Here is a 24480-nt window from a genome sequence, read left to right as displayed (position 1 = left end):
CCAGTTTTTGCTGCTATTAATCATGAACATTTGTGTCATATTTTCATTGTTGTAAGTAAAAAGCTGTAAAGAATATGACTTATTTGAAAATTTCCTGAGACAGACACAGGAAAACTTATGGGATGTGAGGCAGATTTAACCTTTTGGGCTATTGTTCCCTATGGACAGTTTGAGCCAAAATAATCTGTCGATTGTCGAAGACTATCACTGGGTGCAACGCATGAACTTGTGGCAGAAAAAGGTGTTAGAGAAGCTCCTCCCTGAGAGGTTCCCGATTCTCAGGTGGGTAATAACATTGGTGCTGGTATTAAGCTTGACCAGCTGTGGCGAGAAAGCTGGTAGCCAGGAAGTATCTATTGGCTATAAAGAAAACTCTCCACAGATTTCTCAAATTTCAAAGCAATTTTCGGAAGTTTCCCCACCATCTGTTATCCAAGAACTGCGGACAATTTTGGAAGTTTATCAGCCACAAGTGAGAATTGTTACTCCACAAGCTGATGAAGTTCTCCAAGACAACAAAGCCACTGCCAGTTTTCAGGTTAAGGATCTACCAATATTTAAAGACCCACAATTACAACTGGGGCCCCATCTCCACGTAATTCTGGATAACCAACCTTATATACCTGTTTACGACCTGAATCAGCCCTTGATTTTGCCAAACTTGTCTCCAGGTACTCATACCTTGCGCGTCTTTGCCTCCCGTCCTTGGCATGAAAGCTTTAAGAATGAAGGCGCTTATGCCCAGACAACATTTCACGTCTTCACCAAAACCGACGACAACAACCCAGATTCAAAATTACCACTGCTAACTTACAGCCGTCCTCAAAGCAGCTACGGAGCCGAACCAATCTTACTGGACTTTTATCTAACTAACGCTCCCCTGCACCTCGTTGGGAAGGAAAACGCTAACGACCAATTCAGTGATTGGCGCATCCGCTCCACAATTAATGGTGAAAGCTTTATTTTCGATCGCTGGCAAGCAGTTTATCTTAAAGGTTTCCAACCTGGTAAAAACTGGGTAAAACTGGAATTTCTTGATAATCAGGGAAATCCTGTCAAAAATGCCTTTAATACCACAGTCAGACTAATTGACTACCAGCCAAAGGGTAAAGACACTTTGTCGAGAATTGTGAGAGGAGAACTCACAGCAGATGAGGTGCGTCCCGTTGTAGACCAGAATTATAGACTCACACCTACACCCACGCCTTCTATTGAAAAAACACCCCAGATACAACCGAAGGTAGAAAAACAGCCCATTCCTGAAACTGAAATTCCAAAAGAATCCAAAACAGAGCCAACCAAACCAGAACAACCAAAATTGGAAGTTCCAACGGTTGTACCATCTCCCACCTTGTCCCCGACACCGCCAGAAATAATTACGCCAACACCAGAACCGCAGCCAGAGGTAACACCAATTCCTGAATCAACGCCGTTACCGGAAAAAATTGCTCCTCAAACAACAAAACCTCGATTGGGTGGATTTTTCAACCGTCGGGCTGGTAAAGTCCCCACTCCAGAAGCACCAGTTGCACCATCTCCTAGCTTGCCACCCACACTTCCAGAAATAATTGAGTCTCCAGCACCAGAAATAATTACGCCAATACCAGAACCACAGCCAGAGGTAACGCCAACTCCTGAATCAACGCCGTTACCTGAAAAAGTTGTCCCTCAAGCAATAAAATCTAGATTGGGCAGTTATTTCAACCGTCGAGCAGGCAAGATGACTACCCCACAAGCACCAGTTGCACCATCTCCTAGTTTGCCATCGACGCTGCCAGAGATTATTGAGTCTCCTGCACCTGAAACAAGTGTGCCACCAGCAGAAACTAAACCAGAGGTAACACCAACTCCTGAATCAACACCGTTACTGAAATAACTCGTTTACTATCGTGAGCAAAAAGTTGCAAAATTTTTACTTTTGCACAACAACTAGGGAATTCTAAGTAAGGATTGGCTTTTATTTCTTACTTAGGATTACTATGGCTTCCCAGACTCCAGGTTCAAATTCTCAGGCAGTTTCCGGCGATATTGCTGTCCTACAATCGAACCGAAAAGGATGGTTTTCAAGAGCTACAAATGGTCTGAGTGTTGGTAACAAAATTAAATATGGTTATGCTCTTGCCCTCAGTGTTGGAGTTTTGGGAACCACAATTGGATTAATCCTTGGAGACCACTATCAACAAAAGGCGTTGCAGGAGCAACAAAACGCTTTTAAAGAACTCAATTTGCTTTATCGTCTCCAGACAGGTATCCTCCAGACACGGACGCACCAACAGCAACTCATTCCATTAGTGCCATATCCAAACTTGTATACAGAGGAATACAGCCATATTACTGATATACATGCACTTGGAATTGAGCAAGTCTGGTCTGAACTCCAAAAATATACAAAAAGTGCTGATTATAAGGGTGAAAAACATACTGAGAATATTCCCCTGCTTCTACAAACCTATGATGATCTGCCACAAACTTATATTCGGCAACTTGACGAATTATTTCAGCAACTTGATTTATCGCCTTTAACTGAAAAGAAAATTGCGATCGCTCAACAACGACTGTTGAAGTTTACCAACAGTGAGTTAGCAATCAAGTTTGACGGGATCTCTGATGAATTGCTTACCGTCATTAAGGTTTCTTATGAGGAATTAACAGCAGCGACGGCTACGTTCAAGACAGCAGCACAAATGCGGATTTATATTATTGCTGCTAGTGTGATGTTGTCGGTGGTAATTGCTACTCTTTTTGCTTTATTCACGAGTCGAACCATTACCCATCCGGTCGAAATGCTGACGAACATGGCGCAGCGAGTTACCAAAGAATCTAACTTTGACCTGCAAGCACCTGTCATGACTACAGATGAAATTGGGATACTTGCTATTGCATTTAACCAAGTTTTGCATAGAGTGAAATGTCTACTGGAAGAACAGCAAGCAGCAGCTTTTCTTCAGCAGCAAATGCAAGAAGCCCAATTGCTTCAAAGTGAGAAAATGTCTAGCTTAGGACGAATGGTAGCTGGTATTGCTCATGAGATTAATAATCCGGTGAATTTTATCTATGGGAATTTAGATCCTGCTATTCAATATGTAGACGATTTATTAGGATTGCTACAGACTTATTGTCAAGAAGTGCCTAATCCACCTCTAGCGGTGCAAGCCTATGCCACTGAAATTGATGCAGAATTTCTAGAAGAAGATTTACCCAAACTTTTGCAATCGATGAAGTTTGGTGCCGATCGCGTGCGGCAAATTGTCTTGAGCTTGAAAAACTTCTCTCGGCTGGATGAAGCAGAAGCACATGCAGTCAATCTACATGAATGCCTAGATAGTACGCTACTCATCCTCAATAATCGGATCAAAAAAGGCATTACAATTGAGCGCTTCTACGGCGAGATTCCTAGTATTGAAGGTTTTTCTAGCTCACTTTATCAAGTGTTCATGAATATTATCAACAATGCGCTTGATGCATTGGAGGAAGAGCACAATCCTCAAGACAACCCACGAATTGCGATCGCTACTGAACTTCAAGATAAAAACTGGGTAGTTGTCCGCATTACTGATAATGCTTCTGGTATTCCCTCTGATGTTCAAGAAAGAATTTTTGAGACGTTCTTCACTACTAAGCCCAGAGGTGTTGGTACTGGTATGGGACTTTCGATTAGTCATCAGATTGTAGTCGAGAAACACGGAGGAAAACTAATCTGCAAATCTGAGGTGGGTAGTGGTACAGAATTCATCATTTCTCTTCCGATTCAAAAGCAGCATTTATCCGAAAATGCTCAACTCTAACTTTTGCGATAAAGCCTCAACAAAAGCAAGCCCTGCTACCGGATTTCCTACCGTATCCAAGGCGGGACTGTAGCAAGCGATCGCTCCCTCACTTGGTACTATTGTTACAAGTCCACCACCAATCCCTGATTTCATTGGCAGACCAATCCTGACTGCAAACTGGGCAGAAGCTTCATATAACCCACAAGTTGACATCACAGCGTTGACAATCCGGCGGTTTTGTGATGCTAAAGAGCTATTTTCAAAAGCTAGGAGTTTTCCTAACAGAGCTAAATCTTCCACTCGCCCAGATAAACAGCATATTTGCTCGTAGGTGTCAAGTGCTGTTTCCAGATTTTCTAGATGACCTGTTTTAGCAAGATAGTTTGCGATCGCTTGATTGGCTGTTGAGCGTGTTAATCGCACTGAAGCCAGCATTACCTCATCTAAATATAGTTGGCAACCTGCTAATTGGTTGAGCCATTGACAAAATAAAAGAGTGCGTTGGCTAGCATCCTTTCCTGGTAATTTATCAGCGAGAGTAATTGCTCCACTATTAACCATAGGATTGCGGGGACGGCCGCGATCGGCAACCAACTGCTTTAAAGAATGGAATGGTGCATCGGATGGTTCCACCCCAACCCACCCAAAAACCGTTTCTGCGCCAAAATGTTCTAGCAGATAAAGTAAGGAAAATGGCTTAATGGTACTCATTAATGGGAATACACAAAGGATATCCCCAAGGCTGACACTTTTCCCAGATTCACAGCAGATGTGAACTGCAAACCAATGAGGATTAGCTACAGCCAATTGTGGAATGCGAACGGCAACTTGTCCTTGTTCAGCTTTAGTTTTAGCTTGTTGTATCCAAGAGGATAATGTTAATTTTTCAAGTCCTTTCACAACAGATATAGCCACGTTAAATTACGTATAGTTAATAAGCATAATGCTTGCATTTCTGAATTACGAATTACAAATTAGTATGATTCCCCGTGTCAGATCGCCAGAATTACCGCAAAATTATTGTTGGCTCAATACTGATAAACCCTTGTCTCTTAAAGAACTCAGGGGTAGAGTCGTAATTTTAGACTTTTGGACATACTGCTGTATCAATTGTCTGCATATTTTGCCAAACCTGAAATATTTAGAACAGAAATATAAAGATAGTCTTACTGTTATCGGTATCCACTCCGCCAAGTTTGACAACGAAAAGGAAACAGAAAATGTTCGTCAAGCTATCCTGCGCTACGACATTGAACACCCAGTTTTAGTTGACAGCAATTTTCGAGTTTGGGAAGAGTATGCTGTGCGTGCTTGGCCTACATTAATAATTATTGATCCAGAAGGTTACGTGATTGGCCAGATTTCTGGTGAAGGAAACCGTAACGCTTTAGACGAATTGATTCAAAAGTTAATTCAGCAACACCAAGAGAAAGGCACAATTAATTTTCAAGAACTCAGCTTGAGTTTAGAAAAACAGCGCCAACCATTAATCACACCCCTAGCTTTTCCTGGTAAAGTCTTAGCTACTCCAACGGGTTTATTCATTGCTGACTCTGGACATAATCGCCTGATTATAAGTAGCTTCGACGGCGAAATTCTGCACTTGATTGGTACTGGGAAATCGGGTTTAACCGATGGTGCTTTTAACGAAGCGCAATTTTTTGCACCGCAGGGAATGGCATTTGATGCCGAAAATCAAATTCTTTATGTTGCTGATACAGAAAATCATGCTCTACGGCGAGTTGATCTCAAGCGCCAGCTAGTGGAAACTCTCGCCGGAACTGGTGAACAAAGCCGCAATATTCGTCCTCATGGCGGTGCTGGTTTAGAAACCGTGCTGAATTCCCCTTGGGATTTAGTGAAAGTGGGAAATACCTTGTTTATAGCAATGGCTGGGCCGCATCAAATTTGGCAAATGGACTTAGAAAATAGCATCATTAAAACTTATGCTGGTACTGGTGCAGAAGCTTGCGTTGATGGTTCACTTACCGAATCTGCCTTTGCTCAACCTAGTGGTATCAGCACAGATGGGAATGAACTATATATCGCTGACAGTGAAGTTAGCTCAATTCGTGTTGTTGGAATTGTAGAACCTTACCAAGTGCGAACTGTTTGTGGTGATGGGGGTTTATTTGGTTTTGGTGATGTTGATGGACAAGGTGAAGATGTCCGTTTACAACACTGCTTAGGAGTGGAATATGTTCAGGATTTTCTGTGGGTGGCAGATACTTACAATCACAAAATTAAATTAGTGAGTCCCAGTACAGGGAATTGTCAAACAGTTTTAGGAGATGGTTCTGCTGGTTTACAAAATGGCCAGGGTAAAAAAACTCAGTTTTTTGAACCTTCGGGATTGAGTGCTATGAATTCATATCTATATATTAGTGATACCAATAACCACGCCATCCGCCGCGTAGATTTGAATACTCTTGAAGTGACAACGCTGGAATTTATTGGATTATGTGCGCCGGATGTTTGTATTCCACCTAATTTATAGAATGATTAACTCGCGCGAAGGCGTAAAGGCTCACAGAAAAAATCTGTGTCTGGGGGTGAGATATTAAAGAATAATGTTGTAGAGCGATCGCTTAATATTCTTTATATTTAATATTCAGTATATTTACTAGATTTAGAACAATAATCTTACATTATAATTTCATGTTGAATGTAAACTAAAAAATCAAGTATTGCCAACTCTGAGTTGACAGTATAGACATCGATATGGAAAACGAATTCATTTCTTTAGAGTGTGAAGATGATGTCATTTTTTTTAATAAAGATACTTTTAAAGTAAGTAAATTAAGAGAGCTAGTCATACGAGAAATTGCAAATAAATGGCATCAGAAAGTTTGCAGCTATAAAGCTCAAATCTCTGATGTATCAGTTGGTAATTTATTTGGCAACATTCCTGCTCGTGACGAGTCCATTCCAGTTACCGAATTTCAACTACATGCTGTCAAAGAGTGTCAGGTTCTTCAAAGTGGAAAAAACTGGCAGAAAGGTAAATTAGAAATTAGGATATCTATATATCCTAATAGCCACAAAGCAAATAATCTATATCTTCAATTTTATCCAGATGAACCTATTAAGTTATAGTGAGATTATACAGGTGTTATTGTTAGATTTGCAGAGAAGAGATGGGTATTGAGTTGGTGTAGTGGCAAATTTTTATATAATTGTAAACTCTTTTTTCCTAGCCGAAAAAATTGATGTTGTACCTGTATTTTAACCATGAATGATGCTGTATATACTAAGCGGATGATGTGCGATATTTTTTGTTCCAATTAAAATCGCCTGTGCCTTATTGCCATGTATGAATTTATTTCTCAGATATATAAATTTTCAATTTAATATTTTTTTTCAAGCTGCTAAGGTAAGTTATCAATGCATAAATAAAAATCACAATTCCTATCATTTCCAAAAATTCTTCAATAACTATACCTGTTGATGTTATGAAACTGCGACGACCAAAATATTCTATCAAAAGCCCACCGATCATTTCCATACCTAATGTTCCACTCACATAAACAACTGCGGCAGTAAAAAATAAATACCGAGTTTTATGAGGTAGATCGAGCCAAAATTTTAGATATTTAAATGCAAAAACTGCTACTAAAATTGCACCAGGAATAACCCAGGTTTGGAAAAATATAGGATTGAGGTTAAGCGCTTGCCGTACTGACGGTATGATCAAAATTTCGTGAAAACTAAATGCTTCATCCAAACTCAAATATACAAATATAAAATATAGGGTTTTCCAGTAAGAGGAATAGCTGTCTTTCCTCTTAATAACAGAAATTGCTTTAAGTAATCCCGAACAAAATAATAGAGAGAATGCAGAATACCAAGCAGGAATATTCAATTCTCTATCAAGGCTAAATAGTTCGTAAAACCATTTGCTAGATGGGAAAGTAAACTCTGAGAGCCAAAAATAGCTACTTAAAACACCTGCAAAGGTGAGACTGATAACTATAACTATTAAACGTCGAGCAATTGTTTTAGCACAGAGATGAATTGGTAACTCCACACTAGGGATTGATACTTGCGGCATACGAATATTCAGTAATTTACTTTGTGTAAAACAATAGTAGGAAATTATCTCATAACCGTAAATTATATGAGCAAAATGTTACAGAAATATCACTAAAAATCTTATATTTGTTGAGGGAATTGCTAGTTACCACATAAAATCTAGATCAATAGTTTGCGGTAGGCTACGCAAACGCCCAAAGGGTGACCTAAAAAGCAATACAGTTCAGATAAGACCAAAACACTTGTAGAGACGGCGATTTATCGCGTCTCGAAAACCCCAAATTTTTGCCAGTAGCCCTTAACTGAACCGTATTGACCTAAAAAGGATAGAGGATTTTTAGCGAGTCAGATGGTCAAGGATTCGCTAACGCTACGCGAATGGCGCGAAGATTCTAGTAAACTTTACAGCAGATTTCAGTTTGGTTCAGTACACAAGTAAGATATAAAGCCTGTTTGACTCCTGAATTATGCTGTATTAATTGACTTAGATAAGTTTAGAAGCCCAACTAAAAGGATTCCGCGCTTTACTTAAAGAATGGGGAATTAATAATCCAGAGCAATTGTGACCGAATTTAATTTACAAATCCAAGAAAATAGCGATGGCTCGGCCAACGCCAAGGGCGAACGATTGTCAACTCTACTGGAGGATGCAGCGTCTAGCTTACTTCCCTTCAGGGATACGATACACTGCGTCAACACTAAAGGCAATGATCGCCTTGACCGTTACCTTTCCCAAGAATTACCAGATTTATCCCGTTCCCGCATCCAACAGTTAATCGAACAGGGTAACGTCCAACTTAATGGCAAAGTTTGTACATCCAAAAAGATCAATGTTAAGCTAGGCGATCGCATCACTCTCGAAATACCAGAAGCGCAACCTTTAGAACTGCTAGCAGAAGATATCCCCTTAGATATCCTCTACGAAGACGATCAGTTACTCATTCTTAACAAACCCGCAGGCTTAGTTGTCCACCCTGCACCCGGCCATCCAGATGGCACCTTGGTAAATGCCCTATTGGCACATTGCCCCAATTTACCAGGGATTGGGGGAGTTCAACGTCCGGGAATCGTCCATCGATTGGATAAGGATACAACAGGAGCGATCGCGATCGCTAAAACAGAAGTTGCCCATCATCACCTACAAGCGCAACTCAAAGCTAAAACCGCACGGAGAGAATACTTGGGCGTGGTTTACGGTGCGCCAAAAGTTGAAAGTGGCACAATTGACTTGCCTATTGGTCGCCATCCACAAGACCGCAAAAAAATGGCTATTATGCCTGTTGAACAAGGCGGACGAGCCGCCGTCACTCATTGGCAAGTACTAGAACGTCTCGGTAACTTCACCTTAATCCACTTTCAACTAGAAACTGGACGCACCCATCAAATCCGCGTCCACAGTGCCAAAATGGGTCATCCCATTGTCGGCGACCCAGTTTATAGTTCTGGTCATTCAGTAGGGGTAAATCTGCCCGGTCAAGCACTGCACGCTTGGCGACTAAAATTGCAGCATCCTGTATCTGGAGAGTTGATTGAGGTGACAGCAAACCCTCCCAGCCACTTTACAAAACTTTTGGAGATGTTAAAAAGACGAACTGCACCGTAAAACAAACGACTAGCGTGCATTAGACATGGGATAGAGTCTGTTCCACTAGTTATACCTAAATGAAACTCCTACATAACCCAAGACTTATGCACGCTATAAAATGATCAAATCGATGTATTAGCTAGCCACAGACCAAAAATCGTTACTTAATACCAGCCAGCTGGCGATAAGGTACAGACTTTTCAATATCGATGTTGAATGACGAGATCCTTTGTGGTGGATTGCCAACAGCATTGACACTTTGTGCCATAGACAAGAATTGAGCCGGATCGCCTGCCTTGGGCTTTTGCTCTTGTGGGATAAATCTGCGGACTTCGACCTGCCAAATGATTTGGGGGAAACCCAGTTTGGCACGGTGGTAATCTTCGTATCGCGGAGATTTGATGTTGAATGGCAACTCACCCGCAGCACGGGATGGCAGTATGCGACGGCGCTGATAAGGCACTGTGGAGTATCCAAAATTGCTCAGGTACTCTTCAGTGTTGAGTACTTCATCAACAAAGCCTCTAATACCCTTGGTAGCAACTACAATTGACCAAGCAATTTTTTCCCGCTCACTGTATGGGTCGCGTCCCAAAACGCGCTGGATTACTTGCTCAACAAAGCGGTAATTACTGTTGAGGTCGTAGAAGCTTTTCTTAAAGGTATTAGAAAGCAACAACCCACGAATAAAGTCCCGGACTGTAATTTGTCCATTACGGAGTTGGGACTCTAGGAATGTTTCGCGATCGGCAGCAAAGGCATGAAAGAAAATCTGACGATATGCTGCTTCGATCAGAACATCTAAATCTGACGGGGACAGTATGTTGTCTGTAGTAAAAATCCTGGGCTGTTCATCACCCGGTACTTCATATGCAGCTACACGCTGGTTTTGACTTGAAGGGTCATATGTTAACAGAGGAATTGCCACTCTAAAGCCTCCATGTTCTTAATTAAAGTTAACAACTTTAAAACACATATTAAGGGAGTAGTTGGATCAGAACCTCAGATTCTGATAAAATTTCACGAAACTTAACTAAGGGTAATTTAACTATTCTCTAGGAAGAACAATTAGTCTGCTGGAATTAACCCATAGCTAATCAATAAAGGAAAGTAGGGGCTTCCAGCTTAATGACTACGTAAATGACTAAAAAACTTTATTTACATATTTTAGATTAGGAGATTGAGTTTCACTTTTTTTAACTGAAGCAATAATTTTTAACATTTAGCAAAACAAATTAATCGGGAATGGGGACAAGCAAAAATATTTTCCCCTGCCCCCTCTCCTCTTCAGTGACCTATCCAAAATTCCAGAGGATCTATAGTTGACTTACAGTGAGGCCAGCTACGCAAAGTTGCTTCCATCCCTTCCTTCCAATAGGGTGGTTCCAATCCCAGCCCTAAACATAGATGAGATAGGATGTTAGCAAACTGCTGATTGTGACCAAAATCTCCTAGATGGGCATGGGCGTATTCATGGATGACTACACCAAACCAGTCTCTAGGTGCTATTCGACCGACATCTACCAGAATAGTGATTGGGTTTGTGAGAATGTTGCACAGTCCATCTATGCCGAAGGATTGAGCTATAGGGACTGCAAAAATTTGGATATGGCGACGCTCTTGGGGGTGAAAGCACTCATGACAAAGTTCTAGATAGGCGTTGATCTGAGCGTTAACTGTGTTAATATTTTCGCCGATCCAAGTGCAAATGGGGATGCGATCGCGCAGGTTATCGAACACATCAACCATACCCGGTTCTAGGGCAAGTTCCTGTACCCGATGCAGATAATCTCGGCCACGACTAAAAGCATCGGTCTGCTTAAGAATCATTCACCAGCCCAAAACGGAATAAAACTCTCTTTTTTCCAGAACATCCTCCCCAAGTCTTTCTGTTACTTTTTCCGTGCTGGAAGCCTCAACAGAAGTTTCAATGCGGGTTTCGGTACAAAATGATGCCGTGCTAAAGCCACCAAACCGTTTTACTGTACTGGTTCGCAGTCGCATATTTGGGCTGGCAAACCAGAATCGCTCAATGGAACTCATTGTTTCGTATTCGGTTGTCAACACTAGTCCATCTTCATCATCCATGTGAAAAAGACCAACTACAGGCACAATTTCGGCATAGCCTCTTTCGCGGAGTAATTTGCCAGCCCTTGGGTTATCGCCATCAGGCACGATCGCAAATATGGTTTTCCCCTGATGGTTCTCTTCATCCTCTCTATCCCAAGCCATTGTGCCTAGCCAACGCACCCGTGACCCTCCTACTGAAAGGCTGGGGTCAATCTGATGATACTGGCACAGTTCTATGATTTCTGGATGATTGGCATCTAAAGTTTCTACCTGTATATCCGATTCTCCCGTCTCTGAGCGTTTGAACGCCAGGTGATGAGTTGCACGTTGCGATCGCCACTTACCAGCACTTAGCTGAAAAAATTCCATTGCGTCTATCAATCTTCTGACTCCTACTTATTACTCCTGCGGATGATGTTTTACGCGTTCTTTCTTTTTAAAGTTATTGGTATATAAACATTCTAAACATTACAGCGATTAGTGATCAGCTTCAATAAACTCCCTACAAAGGGAGAGATTGATATGTTGTTATGTAATTGTAAACTTTTATGGGCGTAATTTCCTATGGCTTGACAATGTAGACGTTTTAATATCTCAGTGCTAAAATAGCAGAAAGCAATGTCTACGACAGCTTACGCCTTCACACTAGTGGTAAAAACAAATACCCTTCGATTCAGTCAATCCGAGGAGTGAATGATGGACTTTCCAATCGAACTAACTTTAGAACAACAGTTTCGCTTACAAAATTTGAAAGATCAGGTAAAAAATTTGAGCCAAGAAGAGGCTCAGGAATTTTTGTTAGAAGTTTTGCGGCAGATGATGGTGAAAGATAATTTGGTTAAACATCTGCTCAAACAAGCTTGATCAACTAAAAAAGAAAATTTTTTACTTAAGACTTACGCAGTGGCAGAGTTCCATTGAAACGCGTAAGTCTTAATTTTTTTCTCATTTAAGCTAAATTTGGCTTTTTTGTCAGATTAGCCAAGTTACAGGTAAATATTACAGATTATTACTTTGTCTCTCATAGTAAAGACTAGGGTACTATTGATCCCCTATGTTTTTGTTTGGCTACTCGCAGTTAATCTGATCGAGAACATGCCAGAAATAATATCCGCCATTTGTGAATATTTAAGGAGAACTCATGGTTCTTGATGCTTTTTCCAGAGCTGTAATTGCGGCTGATGCCAAAACCGCTCCTATCGGTGGTGCTGACTTAGCAGCTCTCAAAAATTTCATTGCTGAAGGCAACAAGCGCCTTGATGCTGTGAATGCGATCGCCAGTAACGCTAGCTGTGCAGTTTCTGATGCCATTGCTGGGATTGCTTGTGAAAACACTGGTTTGCTTCAAGCTGGTGGTAACTTGTACCCCACTCGCCGGATGGCTGCTTGCCTGCGTGATGCTGAAATCGTTCTGCGCTATGTAACATACGCACTGTTGGCTGGTGATTCTTCCGTATTGGATGATCGTGCTTTGAACGGTTTGAAAGAAACCTACACAGCTTTGGGCGTACCCACTGGCTCATCTGTACGGGCTTTCCAAATCCTGAAGGCTATCAGCGTCGCTCACATCACCAACACCAACACTGAAGCTAACGCTGGTAAAAGGTTCCGCAAGCTGGAAACTCCTCAAGGCGACTGCTCTGCTTTAGCTGCTGAAGCTGCTAGCTACTTCGATCGCGTTATTTCTGCTCTGAGCTAATTGCTAATTCCTAACGGCTAAAGCCTATTAGTCAAGCCAACTGAAATTAAAACTCGATCAAATCTAATCTGGAGTATAAAAAGCAATGAAATCAGTTATCACTACGGTTATTGGATCTGCTGATGCAGCTGGTCGTTTCCCAACCTCCTCTGACCTAGAATCCGTTCAAGGTAGCATTCAACGTGCTAGTGCTCGTCTAGAAGCTGCTGAAAAGCTAGCTGCTGGTATCGATAACGTAGCTAAGGAAGCTTATGATGCTGCCTTTAAGAAATATCCTTACCTGACCCAAGAAGGCGAAGCTGGCAGCACCCAAGTCAAGCAAGAAAAGTGCCTCCGCGACATCAAGCACTACCTACGCTTGATCAACTACAGCTTGGTTGTAGGCGGTACCGGCCCTCTGGATGAGTGGGGCATTGCAGGTGCTCGTGAAGTGTATCGCTCTTTGGCTTTGCCGACAGCTCCTTACGTTACCGCGATGACTTACACTCGCGATCGCGCTTGCTCTCCTCGCGATATGTCTCCTCAAGCATTGGTTGAGTTCCGCGCTCTCCTCGACTATGTAATCAACTCCCTGTCATAGTGACACGGATTGACTAGACGAGCGATAGTCATACTCTAAAACTCAGGGACTCTCAGTCTGTTGCTTTGCCTGTATCTGGTTGAGTGATTGACCAAGAGTCCCTCAGTTGTTACTAATTCGTAATTCGTAATTCGTAATTCGTAATGACGCTCGCGGACTCGCTACCGCTACGCTAACGTAATTCGTAATTCATGATTTAACTTGGGGGATTGAAACAGGAAAATTTTCTTTTATGACCATAGATTCTCTATTTGAACAGTTGAAACACCCTAATCCCAATCTGCGGGAACGAGCCATGTGGGAACTGGCTGAGGTTCGTGATGAAAATACCATTCCTCGGCTGATGGGTATTTTAGATGAAGAAGATGTGACTTACCGTCGATCTGCGGTAAAAGCACTAGGTGCTATTGGTATAGATGCAGTACCACCACTGGTAGAATCATTAGTAAATAGCGAGAATGCGACTATTCGGGGTAGCTGTGCTAAGGCGTTAGCACAGGTTGCTGCCAACCACCCAGATGTTCCTTTCCCAGATGAAGGCTTACAGGGATTGAAAACAGCGCTTAATGATCCAAATGCGGTTGTTTATATTGCATCAGTCATGGCGCTGGGTGAAATTGGTTCTCCTGCCTTTGAAATTTTGGCAGAGGCTCTGAAAACTATAGATAATGTGGCGCTGGCTGTGGCGATCGTCAATGCACTCGGTTCGATGGGTGATATGCGAGGAGTGGAAGTACTCACGGCATTGACAAATGATGAATCCGTCGATCCATATGTTCGAGAGTCCGCAGTGAGTGCTTTGCCTAGATTAGATCAGGTGATTAACTATAAAAGAGGGTAGCGATCGCTCTTTTATACAACTACTTTATCAATCCCTGTAGGACGCATATATTAGATGAACAAACTGGGTGCCACCTTGAAGTAATCTCCAAGTGCCTTAGCTTGCATTTTACTAATCGACCGCTTACCATTTACAACCTCAGATACCACGCCACTCGACCCGATAATGCCCACTAAGTCAGCTTGACGGGTGTCACTGGCTTCCATAATATGCTGGAGAATTTCATGCGGTGCAGATTCATCCATTGGATAGTTCTGTCTCTCATACGCTTCAATCAGGGTTACTATCAGCTTATGCAGAGCTTGCTCTTCTGGAGTGCGGTTCTTGCAAAATGTTAGGCGCTCTGCTACAGCTAGGACGCGATCGTACTCTTCTTCTGTCTCAATCACCTTGGGAGCAACTTCAGCTAGCAGACTACTATAAGCAACTTGGTCAAAAGTAAGGGTCATTTTTCCATTTACCTTTGTCATATTCGGCATGAGTTAGAAAGTATTTGTAATAAACCGTTTGGTTTTCGTAGTCAATACCGACAATCAGGCGATAGTCATTTCCTTTGATATTAAAGACAGTAAAATTTCCAACCGCTTCAGCATCCCGATAAATCTGACGAACGTCCTCTAAGTTCTGCCATTCTACTTTCTTAACAGTTGCGTACCATTCGTCAATTTGCTTTTTGACATCGAGGTACTGGGCAGCATCAATGCGGAGGTTACGAATCGCAATCAGATGCATTTGTCTTTAGGTTCTTTGTCCATATTCATCAATCAACAAAAAACTAATTGCTAATTAAATACTCTCAAAACGAGAGGAGTATGTCAAGTTGTAAGCGTGCATCGCCCTATTCCCAAGCATCTTCCTCTAACTGTCTCTCAATTTGAGAAATCGCCAACTTGATCACCGCTTGAACCCCCGCTTCTTCTTCCACGGTTGATGCGGCTTGCAGGGGTTCTAAGGCAGTGCGATCGCCAATTTTCATTAATGCCAGAGCTGCTGCTTTTCGAGTATCGCAATCGGCATGATGCAGTAACTCAACGAGGTTAGGAATTGCTGGTTGATAGCTAAGGCTACCCAAAGCAGATGCTGCTTCACACCTCACAATTTCAGATGGATCGGTGAGAGCGTTAACTAAAATATTAAATGCTGCTTCTTCAGTGCTTTCTTGAGCAATTTTAGCGATCGCACCCACTACCGCAGCTCGAACCTCAGCCGAGTCTGAGTTAATCTCTCGATATAAATGCTCTTTTGCCTCTGCCCCAATAAATCCCAACGCCCATACCGCATGTCCTTTGGCACTTTCTGGATATTCGGTTGACGCTAAGATTTTCAGCAATGCTGGCACAGCTGCCTCACCTATCTTGGCAAGCCCCCCCACCGACGAGGTTTTGACCACCGTATCTTCATCATTTAACAGGGCGTTGACCAAGGTGGGAACTGCGATCGGGTCAGCGATAAGTGTTAGAGTTTTGGCGCTGGCTCTGCGTACAACTGGGTTTGGGTGATTTGCCACAGCTTCCATCAATAAAGGGGTCGCTGGTTTACCGATTTTACCCAATGCCTCTGCAAAACTCAACCTAACCATCCCTCGTGAGTCTCCCATACTTTCAACCATTCGCTTGACTAGCTCTTGGTCATTAGGGTTAAAGGTTTTTAAGCCTAATTGCTCACTGACTGCTGCAAGTAAAGCATCAGTTTCTGCCTGGGACAGATTTAATGAATCCGTCCCGGATTGAGTTTCGGAGTTGAGCATGTGACTTATAGCTAAATTATCAAGATAAATGACTAATTACTAGCACTGAGAGCAGCCTGTTGATTACGGAGTTCTTGGAGAGCGGAATCAATCTTAGCAAGCTCAGGCTCCAGTTTTGCCACAACATTTACTCTCATCAACTTAGCCCGTTTTGCTGTTTCTGTAGTTTCTTGAACTAGACGTTCCCGATACTGCTCAAGTTCTGCAATAACCTCTGCTACATCTTGAGCGGTTACGTTATTGGTTGTTGTGAGTTCTGAGGTTTCATCCATAACTTTTGTTTCCTAAATGCGTGTTTATATGAATGATGTGTGGTCAGTGTTCCACTATCATTTGTATTTGGTTACTTGCTAAAGACCAGCACTTAGCCTTTACATAAAACTGAACAATTGGCAAGAGGCAACTAACTAAATAGCTGACAAATGCATATATCCCGATCTTCTCAGATCGCGTAACCACTGGTAAAGCTTTTGACGGAAATCTTCAAAAATAGAACTCAACTACAGCCTTCAAACCAAGTTTTGATCAGTATTTTAGGCTTTTTTGATTGAAGCGCGTAGGCGTAGCCCGTCTTAGACATCGCACAGCATAGTCTAGCACTATACAAAAACTGCTCAACAGCTTTCCTCTAATGGAAAAATATCTCCCCGCAAGTAGGACTCAAAGTTTTTCTTAAAGTATTGAATGCTCGTCACATTCGGTTCATCACTTTCTGTTGGCGTGAATTCATAAATGGGGACTTTTTCCCTCACCAGCTTGACTAAGCTAGGATGAAGCTGCTCAAAAGAATCCACTCTAAATATCGTTGTTTCAAATCTTAATTTAGCTGGATGAGCGTATCCTAACTTCATCCACGGTAACCAAGGACAGTCCCGCGCCCACTTAGCAGGAGGAACATCAGTTGCATCGGGTCGGCAAGTATTTGATATAAAGTACTCAACTCCCTTAAACTTTTCTCCAGGGCAATAATCTGAATATTTGCTATCTCCTCCTAAGGGATGCGGGTATTCTAAAGGAATTTCCATCACAGAGGTAATATATCCACTGCCTTTGGGTATGACAAACTTCTTTGGTTTGACTGAGCCTTGGACAATGCGGTTAGCAATGTGGACTACTGGTACTGATTGACTTGCTGTTGGTGGCTTCCAAAAGTGAAGAATCTCTTGAGTATCCGGGTCACAAAATAGACCCAATTCTCTATTAATGCGATACCCGACTTCGCCGTACTCAGAATCAGGCTTGATAAATACTTTGGTAGCATTCATTCCAATAATAGAAAATAACTTTTCTTTTGGCTTGTCTGGTGTTTCTTGCCACAAAATTTCCCCAGACCAGTTGTAATAAAGCTGTAACCCATGATTTTTTCTGTAAAAATCGAGATTATTAAATTCGTAGTCATCTAAGTAATCACTCATATTTGTTCTTCTCATCCTCAAATGGTTGCGTAGACGCAAAGTGGCTTGTTATTAGACATCACAATAACTACTGACTAGCTCAGTGAGCGAATTTTATTTTGGTGTAAACTCCAACCTAACTAGCAACTGCATTTTTTAGTAGTTCAATCCCCAAACATAATTTACCGCTATTTTCCAGTCCCCACTCCCTAGTACGATAGTAAAGGTGACATCTGAGCAATTATCCAAGAGCAATTTACAGATCAATGGATAAACGTTTTTTTAAAATGTTTGGGCTAACAGAAGAACAAGCGATCGCAATTATCGATACACCATTAGAACAACTCGAAGACGCTTCTGATAAGTATATTGCTGTTTCCCATCTGATTAATTATCCCACTGAGCAATCGATCGCAGCTTTGGTACGGGCAATTGAAACCAGTAACCCTGATGAATTAGATCACCGGATTGTCCGACGCAAAGCTGTAGAAAGTCTGGGGCGATTGCAGGCCGAATCAGCTTTACCTGTAATTCGGCAGTGTCTTAAAGATGATGATATTTATACTGTAGAAAATACCGTGTGGGCGATCGGAGAAATCGGGACTAAAGATCCAGAAATCCTTGAAGAGATGGCGCAATTGCTGGATAAGCCAGGTCAAATCTATCGAGTAATTATTCATACCCTAGCTAATGCTGACTATCAACCGTCTCTAGAACGTGTACGGAAATTTACCCAAGTTGAGGATGAACCTACCCGTAGTGCTGCGATCGCTACAGTTTGTCGGTTCACAGGTGATTACTCTCAAATCACTGAGGTGATGGCGCTGCTGCAAAGTTCCAGCGTCAATGCACGGCGCGGTTGCATTCAAGACCTGATTGATTCACGTTACTACAAAGCCATCCCAGAAATTGCCCGTTGTCCTGTATCTCTGGTGTTCCGGCTGCGAGGATTGCGAATGCTTTTGGATGCAGGCGTTCCTAGTGGTGAAATTACCTTTACAGAAATTCAACCTTACTTGGAGCAAGTACTCTATGACCATCCCAATAACCTGGATCTAGTACATGAGTATGATGCTAACCCTGTTCTGGATTTTGTGATTAACGAACTCTACGAAACCGATTTTGGACGCTGTTATTTAGCAACAAAAACCTTACTGGATATCTATGCACAAGAAGCACCCGAAGCACTTCTAGCAACTTATTTGGACAAGGGATATAACGATTATGGCGCTCATTATCATGTGATGAAACTTTTCGGTTGGCTGAAATATGCTCCCGCCTACGATTTGTTAATAGAAAACCTGCACAACCGTGAACCTCAGTTTCAGAAATCCCGTGCTGCTTGTGCGATCGCTCTTGGTGAATTGGGTGATTCACGAGCAATTCCTGAACTCAAAATTTGCCTAAATACGCCGATTTGGGACTTAAAATATGCTTGTTTATGGGCGTTAGACCGCTTAGGAGACTCGTCCGGTCGGGAGATTTGCGCTCATGATTCTGACTGGTTAATTAAGGCAAAAGCCACAATTAATCAATAGTTAGAAGTAATTCAATTTTAGATTTTAGATTTTTCTATCAATCCAAAATCTAGAATTGGCAGAAACAGGAGTTATATTATGTCCGCTATATTACTTATTAAACCTTTAAGAGATAACCTTAGTTAGCAATCTCAGTTGATTGGGCCAAATACATTTTTCCTGAAATTTGCAATTAATGGGTTTTCAAAATAAGAATGGATTACGCATTCTATAGCGATTGCTATTACAACAATTAGAAATGCACATTTTTAGTTTTTAGCCTTAACTGAACCATATTGAACTATATCAAATTGATTAATATAAAATATAATCAATTCGCTTTGGCTTAGATCATCTTTATTGATTCGATTTATTTTGGTTTTAATTACCTGACTTAGGTATGCTAGCATTTTTTATCCAAGACATGATTATATTTCTAAACTTGTCTGTTTTTGCCTCAGTAAAATGTGCGATAGCAACCGCATACAAAAATACAAATATAACTATATTAAGTGCTAAGAATATGTGTAAAATATCTGGTTCCCAAGGGCGATCGCCAATTACACATGCTCTGATAAAGCTCAGTATTGGCATATGGACAAGATAAAGAGTATATGAACATCCTGCTAAAGCTTTAGAAAATTTTTCGTATGCTCTTTCTTGTTTTATTTGACTACGGTTATTAACTAAAAGATATATCATAACAGCAGTAGAAATCCCTATTAAAAAATCTGCTATCTGCTGGCTAGGTAAAAAACGTTCAATTGTTAAAGCAATACACAAAATTAGAATCGACAAAAGACTGAGTGAATTGAGGATGTTCTTTTTATTAAGATATTTTGAAGTAGGACATACACTAATTAAGGCTCCCATCAGCCAAACAAGAAAGTAAATCCTAATTTGTGAACCAACTATTAATAATATGCTTGAAGTCAAACCAACGTAGAAAATACGTAATTTTAAAGATTTAACACAAAAAAATAGAATTATTGAAGGAAAAAGTATATAGTACCAAAATTCATAAGCTAAACTCCAAACGGCCTTATTAGAACCAAATAAGTCTACAAAAATTGTTTGCAAAAAAGCTATAGTACCCAAAAAATTTTGCAATGTTAAATTTTCCAAAATTTTATAAGTTGCTAAATGACCGTTGTGAAACTTTTCTCCATAGAAGCTATCTTGTCCAGTACCAAATATTTTTATACCCAGGAAATCCCAAAAAGAGGACAGTAATAAAGCAGGAATTAATACTATATATAAACGTGTTAAACGAGTTATTATATAATTAATCCATGACCATTTATTTTGCTGAATTGTTCTTAATACACTAGCTGAAATAAAAAATCCACTAAGAACGAAAAAAATCATTACAGCTTGATGACCCAAGCCTGTTAAGGAATTTAACCTTTTGATTAAAAAATTAGGATTACTAATTTCTGAATATTCTACAAATAGCAAAAGTCTCATATGACCAATAAATACTAATAAAGAAGCTAAACCTCTTAATAAATCAAGATGAGTTGACCATTGATAATTCCTGATTGAAGGAATATTATAAATAGGCTGCCTCTGAGTTTCTTCTACTAGCATTTTGGTTTTGTAAAAAAAAGTGGATTTTCATAGCAGAGGATAATTATTTTAGATTACGCAATGTCTTAAATCTCATATTTAATGGTTAAGTGTGCCGCTTAAAACCTATACACAGAGACGTGCAAATCTATCAAAAAGAGTAAAGGCTAATTTCTTTCCCAAACTTATTAATTGCCCTAGATACAAAAAGTTTTCCCTAGTTAAACGTTTAAAATAAGGGAGGTTATAGACAGGTTAAATAAGAATTAAGAATCAATTAGTGGTGGGTTTGAATCTCCCGCTAATTATAGTCTGCTAAATCTAAGATTTAGTGGGGGACTTAAACCCACTTATTTATTCGCCAGTCATACAAAATTAAAAATGAATTCTGACTCCTGAATTCTGTTTGATAAGTTTTAACTCAATACAATAAATAATATACAATTATCTCTATCTTAATACTTCCAAGTTTACAAAAAAAAATTGTAACCTTTATAGCATCTTCACCAAACTCAAATTAGAAAGATAAGATGCCTAAAAGAAGACTTAGGAATTTCACGACCAATGGAATTAGCGCATTTTTATTACTCTGACAAAATAAAATATTTGTAGCTTCGATTGAACTTCGTTCCATTCAAGTTACGCATAAATTTATAAAAACTAATGACAACAAAGGTTTCTGATTTTCATCTGGTGAGAGTAATATAGAAGCGTTAGATCATTTCAAAGAAAAAATTGTTTCAGAAACAAAAAAACTCATGATTAGCATCTTCAGATATTAGGCTAATCTGAACAATGCTATCATGAGTCCAAAAAATTAGGTGCATACATCTGTACACCTCTACAGGGGTTTATGACTTGCTATTAGTGACTGCTTCGCTTAACACTAACTCTGGTTGTGGTGTCTCCTCTTCTTCTGGCAAACCGTAAATTGACCTGTACAACTTCACGTACTCTTTGGCAGATTGATGCCAACTAAAATTTTGACTCATGCCCCGTTTTTGTAGTTCTTGCCATTGTGGTTTGAAACGGAAGCCTTCCCAAGCCCGGATCATACAGGTAAAAAGGTCTAGGGGTTCATAGCGATCAAAGCAATAACCCGTACCTGCTGCATTTTCGGGGTCGTGATGGGTTACGGTATCAACTAATCCACCTGTGCGGCGGACAATGGGCACAGAACCGTAGCGCAAAGACATCATTTGGCTAATACCACATGGTTCAAAACGACTGGGCATTAAGAAGGCATCAGTACCAGCGTAGATCCGGCGAGACAGGGCATCGTTATACAGTAGATAAGTTGCCATGCGTCCGGGAAAGCGAGATGCTAATTGCCACATCTGAGTTTCATAATAGCGATCGCCTGTCCCTAACAGCACAAACTGTGCATCTGTATAAGAGAGGAAGCGATCAAGGATTTGTAATATCAAATCAATGCCTTTTTGTTCCACTAATCGGGTCACAATCCCAATTAAAAAGGCTTTGGAATTGACCTCTAATCCTACTTCTTCTTGCAAAGCAATTTTGTTAGCCTTGCGTTTCTCTAAAGTATCAGCAGTGAAGGTTTGAGTAATGTATTTGTCATTTTCTGGATTATAAACTTCAGTATCAATCCCGTTGATAATCCCAGATAATTTACCGCTAATAAAAGACAGCAAACCTTCTAATGTTTCACCGTAAGCCGCTGTCTTGATTTGCTCGGCATAGGTGGGCGAAACTGTATTTACCTTATTGGCAAATTGTACCGCCGCAGCCATTGTGTTGTGTCCTTGCATATACCAGGGACACCAAGTGATTTTCTCTAAATACCAACGCCACGGCCCTTGATAAGCCAGGTTATGAATGGTAAACACTGTGGTGATATCAGGATCTTGGTGCATCCATACAGGAATCATGCCCGTATGCCAATCGTGACAGTGAATAATTTCTGGCTTCCAGTAATTCCAGGCAAACTCCGCTGCACCATTGGAAAAAAAGGTGAACCGCCAGTCTTCATCATCTCCAGAATAAATCCGGCGGGGTAGGAAAACGGGATGTCCAAATAAGTACAAGGGAACATCAGTACCAGGCAGAACGCTTTCATAAACAGCAAATTCCTGGAACATCGCAGATCCTCGCCAGATGGGTTCTTTGGGAATTTCCATTTTGTCTGGCAGGAAGCCATAGTAAGGCAAGAATATCCGCACATCATGCCCCATTTCTCTCAGGACTTTGGGTAATGCCCCGACGACATCACCCATTCCTCCTACTTTTGCAATGGGTGCTGCCTCTGCTGCAACAAATAGAATCCGCATGGTAATTTTTGCTTCCCCGATTCTCTCTATATTTGTCAAATTAACTTTTTGATCCCGACCAAGGCGATTTGTCGCGTTTTTGGTGCAACGGCGATCAATTCTTATCTAATCACATCGGCTTGCCCAATTGCTTAGGAACCGCGCTGAATCACTGCAAAAATTTCTTCTAAAATTTCTTGCGCTCCCTGCTGCCGCAACAGTTCTGCTAGTTCTTTACCTAGCCCTTCAGCATTGTTAGCTTTCCCTGTGACGGTATCTTTTACCAGCTTTTGACCATCTACACTGGCAACTATCCCTGTTAAGGTTAAATTTTCACCAGAGATTTCTGTATTTACACCAATAGGTACTTGACAGCCGCCCTCTAGAGAGCGTAGAAAAGAGCGTTCGGCGAGACAGCGATCGCGTGTTTCGGGATGTTCGATCGCTTTGAGTAGAGATAGCAATTCACTATCATCAGCACGGCATTCTATACCTAAAGCACCTTGTCCAACGGCGTGGAGGGAGATTTCTTTGGGGAGGACTTGATGAACGCGATCGCTCATGCCCAATCTTTCTAACCCTGCTGCTGCCAAAATCAAAGCATCATACTCACCCGCATCCAGTTTTGCCAACCGTGTAATCAAGTTTCCCCGCACATCTTTAAAAGTAAAGTGGGGGAAGTGGTGGCGTAACTGTGCTAACCGTCGCAGTGAAGATGTACCAATTACTGCACCTTCTGGCAAGGTATCGATTTGTTTATCTTTGTGCTTTTCATGCACTACTAATGCATCTGCTGGATTTTCCCGTTCAGTAATTGCTGCCAGCGTTAAGCCTTCTGGTAAGTGAGTCGGTAGATCCTTGAGAGAATGAACGGCAAAGTCAATCTCCTGATTGAGCATTCCGAGTTCAAGTTCTTTAGTAAAAAGTCCTTTATCGCCAATCTTAGCTAATGCTACATCCAAGATTTTATCGCCTTGGGTAGACATGGTGTGGACTTCAAAAGTGATATCAGGAAAGCTTTGCTGGAGTTGCTCTTGTACCCAGTAGGTCTGAACCAGAGCAAGTTGGCTTTTGCGCGAACCAATCCGAATAGTGCGTGGGGGAGAAACAACTGAAGTCATAAAACAATATATCAAACTAGGCGATAAATTCACTCTCATCTAGACTACCGTAGTCAGGGACTCATACTATTTTTGGGTTTTGGATTTGGGATTTTGGATTACAATTCTTTACCAAAAGCTGGTTTTAGGAATCTCAAACAATACTAATTAGACTTACCTTCTATAGAACCCATTTGGGATCTATGTGTTAGCTAGCCGTTTGAGCATCAATCGGATGAAACAAAGGTTGAGCTTTGCTGTAGCATGGCTGAGGGTTCTCTCAAAGTTTTTCACCAAACTCTTGCATCG

23 protein-coding genes are annotated in these 24480 nt (G+C 41.1%); 10 read left to right on the top strand and 13 right to left on the bottom strand.

Features of this window, described 5'->3' with window-relative positions:
* Positions 1 to 220 precede the first annotated feature (220 nt).
* Positions 221 to 1876 carry a hypothetical protein gene (locus H6G92_RS08375; RefSeq protein ID WP_190893014.1) on the top strand — a complete coding sequence of 552 codons (1656 nt, stop codon included), beginning with the start codon at positions 221 to 223 and terminating at the stop codon, positions 1874 to 1876.
* Positions 1877 to 1979: 103 nt separating this feature from the next.
* Positions 1980 to 3785, top strand: a complete 1806-nt coding sequence (locus tag H6G92_RS08370) for a HAMP domain-containing sensor histidine kinase (protein WP_190892747.1) — start codon at positions 1980 to 1982, stop codon at positions 3783 to 3785.
* On the opposite strand, the gene glsA is transcribed toward H6G92_RS08370, so the two are convergent.
* Positions 3762 to 4682 (bottom strand): glutaminase A, encoded by a 921-nt coding sequence (gene glsA, locus H6G92_RS08365; protein ID WP_390625392.1) that lies wholly within the window; start codon positions 4680 to 4682, stop codon positions 3762 to 3764. The two genes, H6G92_RS08370 and glsA, sit on opposite strands and share 24 nt — an antisense overlap.
* Positions 4683 to 4746: 64 nt before the next feature.
* Here glsA and H6G92_RS08360 point away from each other — a divergent pair, with 64 nt between their 5' ends.
* Both H6G92_RS08360 and H6G92_RS08355 read left to right on the top strand, forming a co-directional pair.
* The gene (locus H6G92_RS08360) at positions 4747 to 6264 is read left to right on the top strand and encodes a thioredoxin-like domain-containing protein (RefSeq protein WP_190893008.1); all 1518 of its coding nucleotides are present in this window, start codon (positions 4747 to 4749) and stop codon (positions 6262 to 6264) included.
* Between the two features lie 224 nt (positions 6265 to 6488).
* A complete protein-coding gene (locus tag H6G92_RS08355) occupies positions 6489 to 6863 on the top strand; it encodes a KGK domain-containing protein (RefSeq protein WP_190892745.1) in 375 nt (124 codons plus the stop codon).
* 223 nt (positions 6864 to 7086) lie between these two features.
* Here H6G92_RS08355 and H6G92_RS08350 read toward each other — a convergent pair whose 3' ends face one another.
* On the bottom strand, positions 7087 to 7818 hold the full coding sequence (locus H6G92_RS08350; RefSeq protein WP_190892743.1) for a hypothetical protein: 732 nt from the start codon (positions 7816 to 7818) through the stop codon (positions 7087 to 7089).
* 663 nt (positions 7819 to 8481) lie between these two features.
* On the opposite strand from H6G92_RS08350, the gene H6G92_RS08345 reads away from it, so the two are divergent.
* Positions 8482 to 9402, top strand: coding sequence for an RluA family pseudouridine synthase (locus H6G92_RS08345; protein ID WP_190893006.1), 921 nt, complete (start codon positions 8482 to 8484; stop codon positions 9400 to 9402).
* A 142-nt stretch (positions 9403 to 9544) separates the two neighbouring features.
* Here the strand turns inward: H6G92_RS08345 and H6G92_RS08340 are convergent, their stop codons facing one another.
* The 3 genes from H6G92_RS08340 to H6G92_RS08330 all read right to left on the bottom strand — a co-directional run bounded on the left by H6G92_RS08340 (position 9545) and on the right by H6G92_RS08330 (position 11832).
* The gene (locus H6G92_RS08340) at positions 9545 to 10312 is read right to left on the bottom strand and encodes a phycobilisome rod-core linker polypeptide (RefSeq protein ID WP_190892742.1); all 768 of its coding nucleotides are present in this window, start codon (positions 10310 to 10312) and stop codon (positions 9545 to 9547) included.
* Positions 10313 to 10671: 359 nt separating this feature from the next.
* Positions 10672 to 11214, bottom strand: coding sequence for a hypothetical protein (locus tag H6G92_RS08335; protein WP_190892741.1), 543 nt, complete (start codon positions 11212 to 11214; stop codon positions 10672 to 10674).
* Entirely contained in the window at positions 11215 to 11832 is a 618-nt protein-coding gene (locus tag H6G92_RS08330) for a phycobiliprotein lyase (protein ID WP_190893004.1), read from the bottom strand.
* Positions 11833 to 12147: 315 nt separating this feature from the next.
* Between H6G92_RS08330 and H6G92_RS08325 the strand changes: the two genes are divergently transcribed.
* The 4 genes from H6G92_RS08325 (at position 12148) to H6G92_RS08310 (ending at position 14574) form a co-directional block, all read left to right on the top strand.
* Entirely contained in the window at positions 12148 to 12318 is a 171-nt protein-coding gene (locus H6G92_RS08325; protein ID WP_230966908.1) for an NblA/ycf18 family protein, read from the top strand.
* Between the two features lie 277 nt (positions 12319 to 12595).
* Positions 12596 to 13153 carry a bleomycin hydrolase gene (locus tag H6G92_RS08320; RefSeq protein ID WP_190892740.1) on the top strand — a complete coding sequence of 186 codons (558 nt, stop codon included), beginning with the start codon at positions 12596 to 12598 and terminating at the stop codon, positions 13151 to 13153.
* 85 nt (positions 13154 to 13238) lie between these two features.
* A complete protein-coding gene (locus H6G92_RS08315) occupies positions 13239 to 13733 on the top strand; it encodes a bleomycin hydrolase (RefSeq protein WP_190892739.1) in 495 nt (164 codons plus the stop codon).
* 232 nt (positions 13734 to 13965) lie between these two features.
* Positions 13966 to 14574, top strand: a complete 609-nt coding sequence (locus H6G92_RS08310; protein ID WP_190892738.1) for a HEAT repeat domain-containing protein — start codon at positions 13966 to 13968, stop codon at positions 14572 to 14574.
* Between the two features lie 50 nt (positions 14575 to 14624).
* On the opposite strand, the gene H6G92_RS08305 is transcribed toward H6G92_RS08310, so the two are convergent.
* The 5 genes from H6G92_RS08305 to H6G92_RS08285 form a co-directional block, all read right to left on the bottom strand.
* Complete coding sequence (locus H6G92_RS08305; protein ID WP_190892737.1) at positions 14625 to 15023, bottom strand: helix-turn-helix domain-containing protein; 399 nt, start codon at positions 15021 to 15023, stop codon at positions 14625 to 14627.
* Positions 15007 to 15306 (bottom strand): type II toxin-antitoxin system HigB family toxin, encoded by a 300-nt coding sequence (locus tag H6G92_RS08300; RefSeq protein ID WP_190892735.1) that lies wholly within the window; start codon positions 15304 to 15306, stop codon positions 15007 to 15009. The genes H6G92_RS08305 and H6G92_RS08300 overlap by 17 nt, the downstream gene beginning before the upstream one ends.
* 106 nt (positions 15307 to 15412) lie before the next feature.
* Positions 15413 to 16321 carry a HEAT repeat domain-containing protein gene (locus H6G92_RS08295; RefSeq protein ID WP_190892733.1) on the bottom strand — a complete coding sequence of 303 codons (909 nt, stop codon included), beginning with the start codon at positions 16319 to 16321 and terminating at the stop codon, positions 15413 to 15415.
* A 32-nt stretch (positions 16322 to 16353) separates the two neighbouring features.
* Entirely contained in the window at positions 16354 to 16593 is a 240-nt protein-coding gene (locus H6G92_RS08290) for a hypothetical protein (RefSeq protein ID WP_190892731.1), read from the bottom strand.
* A gap of 342 nt (positions 16594 to 16935) precedes the next feature.
* Positions 16936 to 17736 carry a DUF1838 family protein gene (locus H6G92_RS08285; protein WP_190892728.1) on the bottom strand — a complete coding sequence of 267 codons (801 nt, stop codon included), beginning with the start codon at positions 17734 to 17736 and terminating at the stop codon, positions 16936 to 16938.
* Between the two features lie 245 nt (positions 17737 to 17981).
* Here H6G92_RS08285 and H6G92_RS08280 point away from each other — a divergent pair, with 245 nt between their 5' ends.
* Entirely contained in the window at positions 17982 to 19253 is a 1272-nt protein-coding gene (locus H6G92_RS08280) for a HEAT repeat domain-containing protein (RefSeq protein ID WP_190892726.1), read from the top strand.
* A gap of 360 nt (positions 19254 to 19613) precedes the next feature.
* Here H6G92_RS08280 and H6G92_RS08275 read toward each other — a convergent pair whose 3' ends face one another.
* The 3 genes from H6G92_RS08275 to hemC form a co-directional block, all read right to left on the bottom strand.
* Positions 19614 to 20822 carry an acyltransferase family protein gene (locus H6G92_RS08275; protein WP_190892724.1) on the bottom strand — a complete coding sequence of 403 codons (1209 nt, stop codon included), beginning with the start codon at positions 20820 to 20822 and terminating at the stop codon, positions 19614 to 19616.
* An 830-nt stretch (positions 20823 to 21652) separates the two neighbouring features.
* Entirely contained in the window at positions 21653 to 23092 is a 1440-nt protein-coding gene (gene glgA / locus H6G92_RS08270; protein WP_190892722.1) for a glycogen synthase GlgA, read from the bottom strand.
* A gap of 131 nt (positions 23093 to 23223) precedes the next feature.
* Positions 23224 to 24192, bottom strand: a complete 969-nt coding sequence (gene hemC / locus H6G92_RS08265; RefSeq protein WP_190892720.1) for a hydroxymethylbilane synthase — start codon at positions 24190 to 24192, stop codon at positions 23224 to 23226.
* Between the last annotated feature and the right edge of the window lie 288 nt (positions 24193 to 24480).

Source organism: Nostoc foliaceum FACHB-393 (assembly GCF_014698505.1).
GTDB lineage: Bacteria > Cyanobacteriota > Cyanobacteriia > Cyanobacteriales > Nostocaceae > Nostoc > Nostoc foliaceum_A.
The sequence above is the reverse complement of the archived record's forward strand: the minus strand, read 5'-3'. Positions and strand labels throughout refer to the sequence as shown.

Excerpts from the sequence above, each read along its gene's own strand:
- H6G92_RS08285 (WP_190892728.1), bottom strand. The coding sequence starts at position 17,736 with ATGAGTGATTACTTAGATGACTACGAATTTAATAATCTCGATTTTTAC.
- H6G92_RS08315 (WP_190892739.1), top strand. The coding sequence starts at position 13,239 with ATGAAATCAGTTATCACTACGGTTATTGGATCTGCTGATGCAGCTGGT.
- H6G92_RS08320 (WP_190892740.1), top strand. The coding sequence starts at position 12,596 with ATGGTTCTTGATGCTTTTTCCAGAGCTGTAATTGCGGCTGATGCCAAA.
- H6G92_RS08300 (WP_190892735.1), bottom strand. The coding sequence starts at position 15,306 with ATGCATCTGATTGCGATTCGTAACCTCCGCATTGATGCTGCCCAGTAC.
- H6G92_RS08275 (WP_190892724.1), bottom strand. The coding sequence starts at position 20,822 with ATGCTAGTAGAAGAAACTCAGAGGCAGCCTATTTATAATATTCCTTCA.
- H6G92_RS08350 (WP_190892743.1), bottom strand. The coding sequence starts at position 7,818 with ATGCCGCAAGTATCAATCCCTAGTGTGGAGTTACCAATTCATCTCTGT.
- glgA (WP_190892722.1), bottom strand. The coding sequence starts at position 23,092 with ATGCGGATTCTATTTGTTGCAGCAGAGGCAGCACCCATTGCAAAAGTA.
- H6G92_RS08325 (WP_230966908.1), top strand. The coding sequence starts at position 12,148 with ATGATGGACTTTCCAATCGAACTAACTTTAGAACAACAGTTTCGCTTA.
- H6G92_RS08280 (WP_190892726.1), top strand. The coding sequence starts at position 17,982 with ATGGATAAACGTTTTTTTAAAATGTTTGGGCTAACAGAAGAACAAGCG.
- H6G92_RS08375 (WP_190893014.1), top strand. The coding sequence starts at position 221 with ATGAACTTGTGGCAGAAAAAGGTGTTAGAGAAGCTCCTCCCTGAGAGG.
- H6G92_RS08310 (WP_190892738.1), top strand. The coding sequence starts at position 13,966 with ATGACCATAGATTCTCTATTTGAACAGTTGAAACACCCTAATCCCAAT.
- H6G92_RS08305 (WP_190892737.1), bottom strand. The coding sequence starts at position 15,023 with ATGACCCTTACTTTTGACCAAGTTGCTTATAGTAGTCTGCTAGCTGAA.
- H6G92_RS08295 (WP_190892733.1), bottom strand. The coding sequence starts at position 16,321 with ATGCTCAACTCCGAAACTCAATCCGGGACGGATTCATTAAATCTGTCC.
- H6G92_RS08360 (WP_190893008.1), top strand. The coding sequence starts at position 4,747 with ATGATTCCCCGTGTCAGATCGCCAGAATTACCGCAAAATTATTGTTGG.
- hemC (WP_190892720.1), bottom strand. The coding sequence starts at position 24,192 with ATGACTTCAGTTGTTTCTCCCCCACGCACTATTCGGATTGGTTCGCGC.
- H6G92_RS08335 (WP_190892741.1), bottom strand. The coding sequence starts at position 11,214 with ATGATTCTTAAGCAGACCGATGCTTTTAGTCGTGGCCGAGATTATCTG.
- H6G92_RS08370 (WP_190892747.1), top strand. The coding sequence starts at position 1,980 with ATGGCTTCCCAGACTCCAGGTTCAAATTCTCAGGCAGTTTCCGGCGAT.
- H6G92_RS08355 (WP_190892745.1), top strand. The coding sequence starts at position 6,489 with ATGGAAAACGAATTCATTTCTTTAGAGTGTGAAGATGATGTCATTTTT.
- H6G92_RS08290 (WP_190892731.1), bottom strand. The coding sequence starts at position 16,593 with ATGGATGAAACCTCAGAACTCACAACAACCAATAACGTAACCGCTCAA.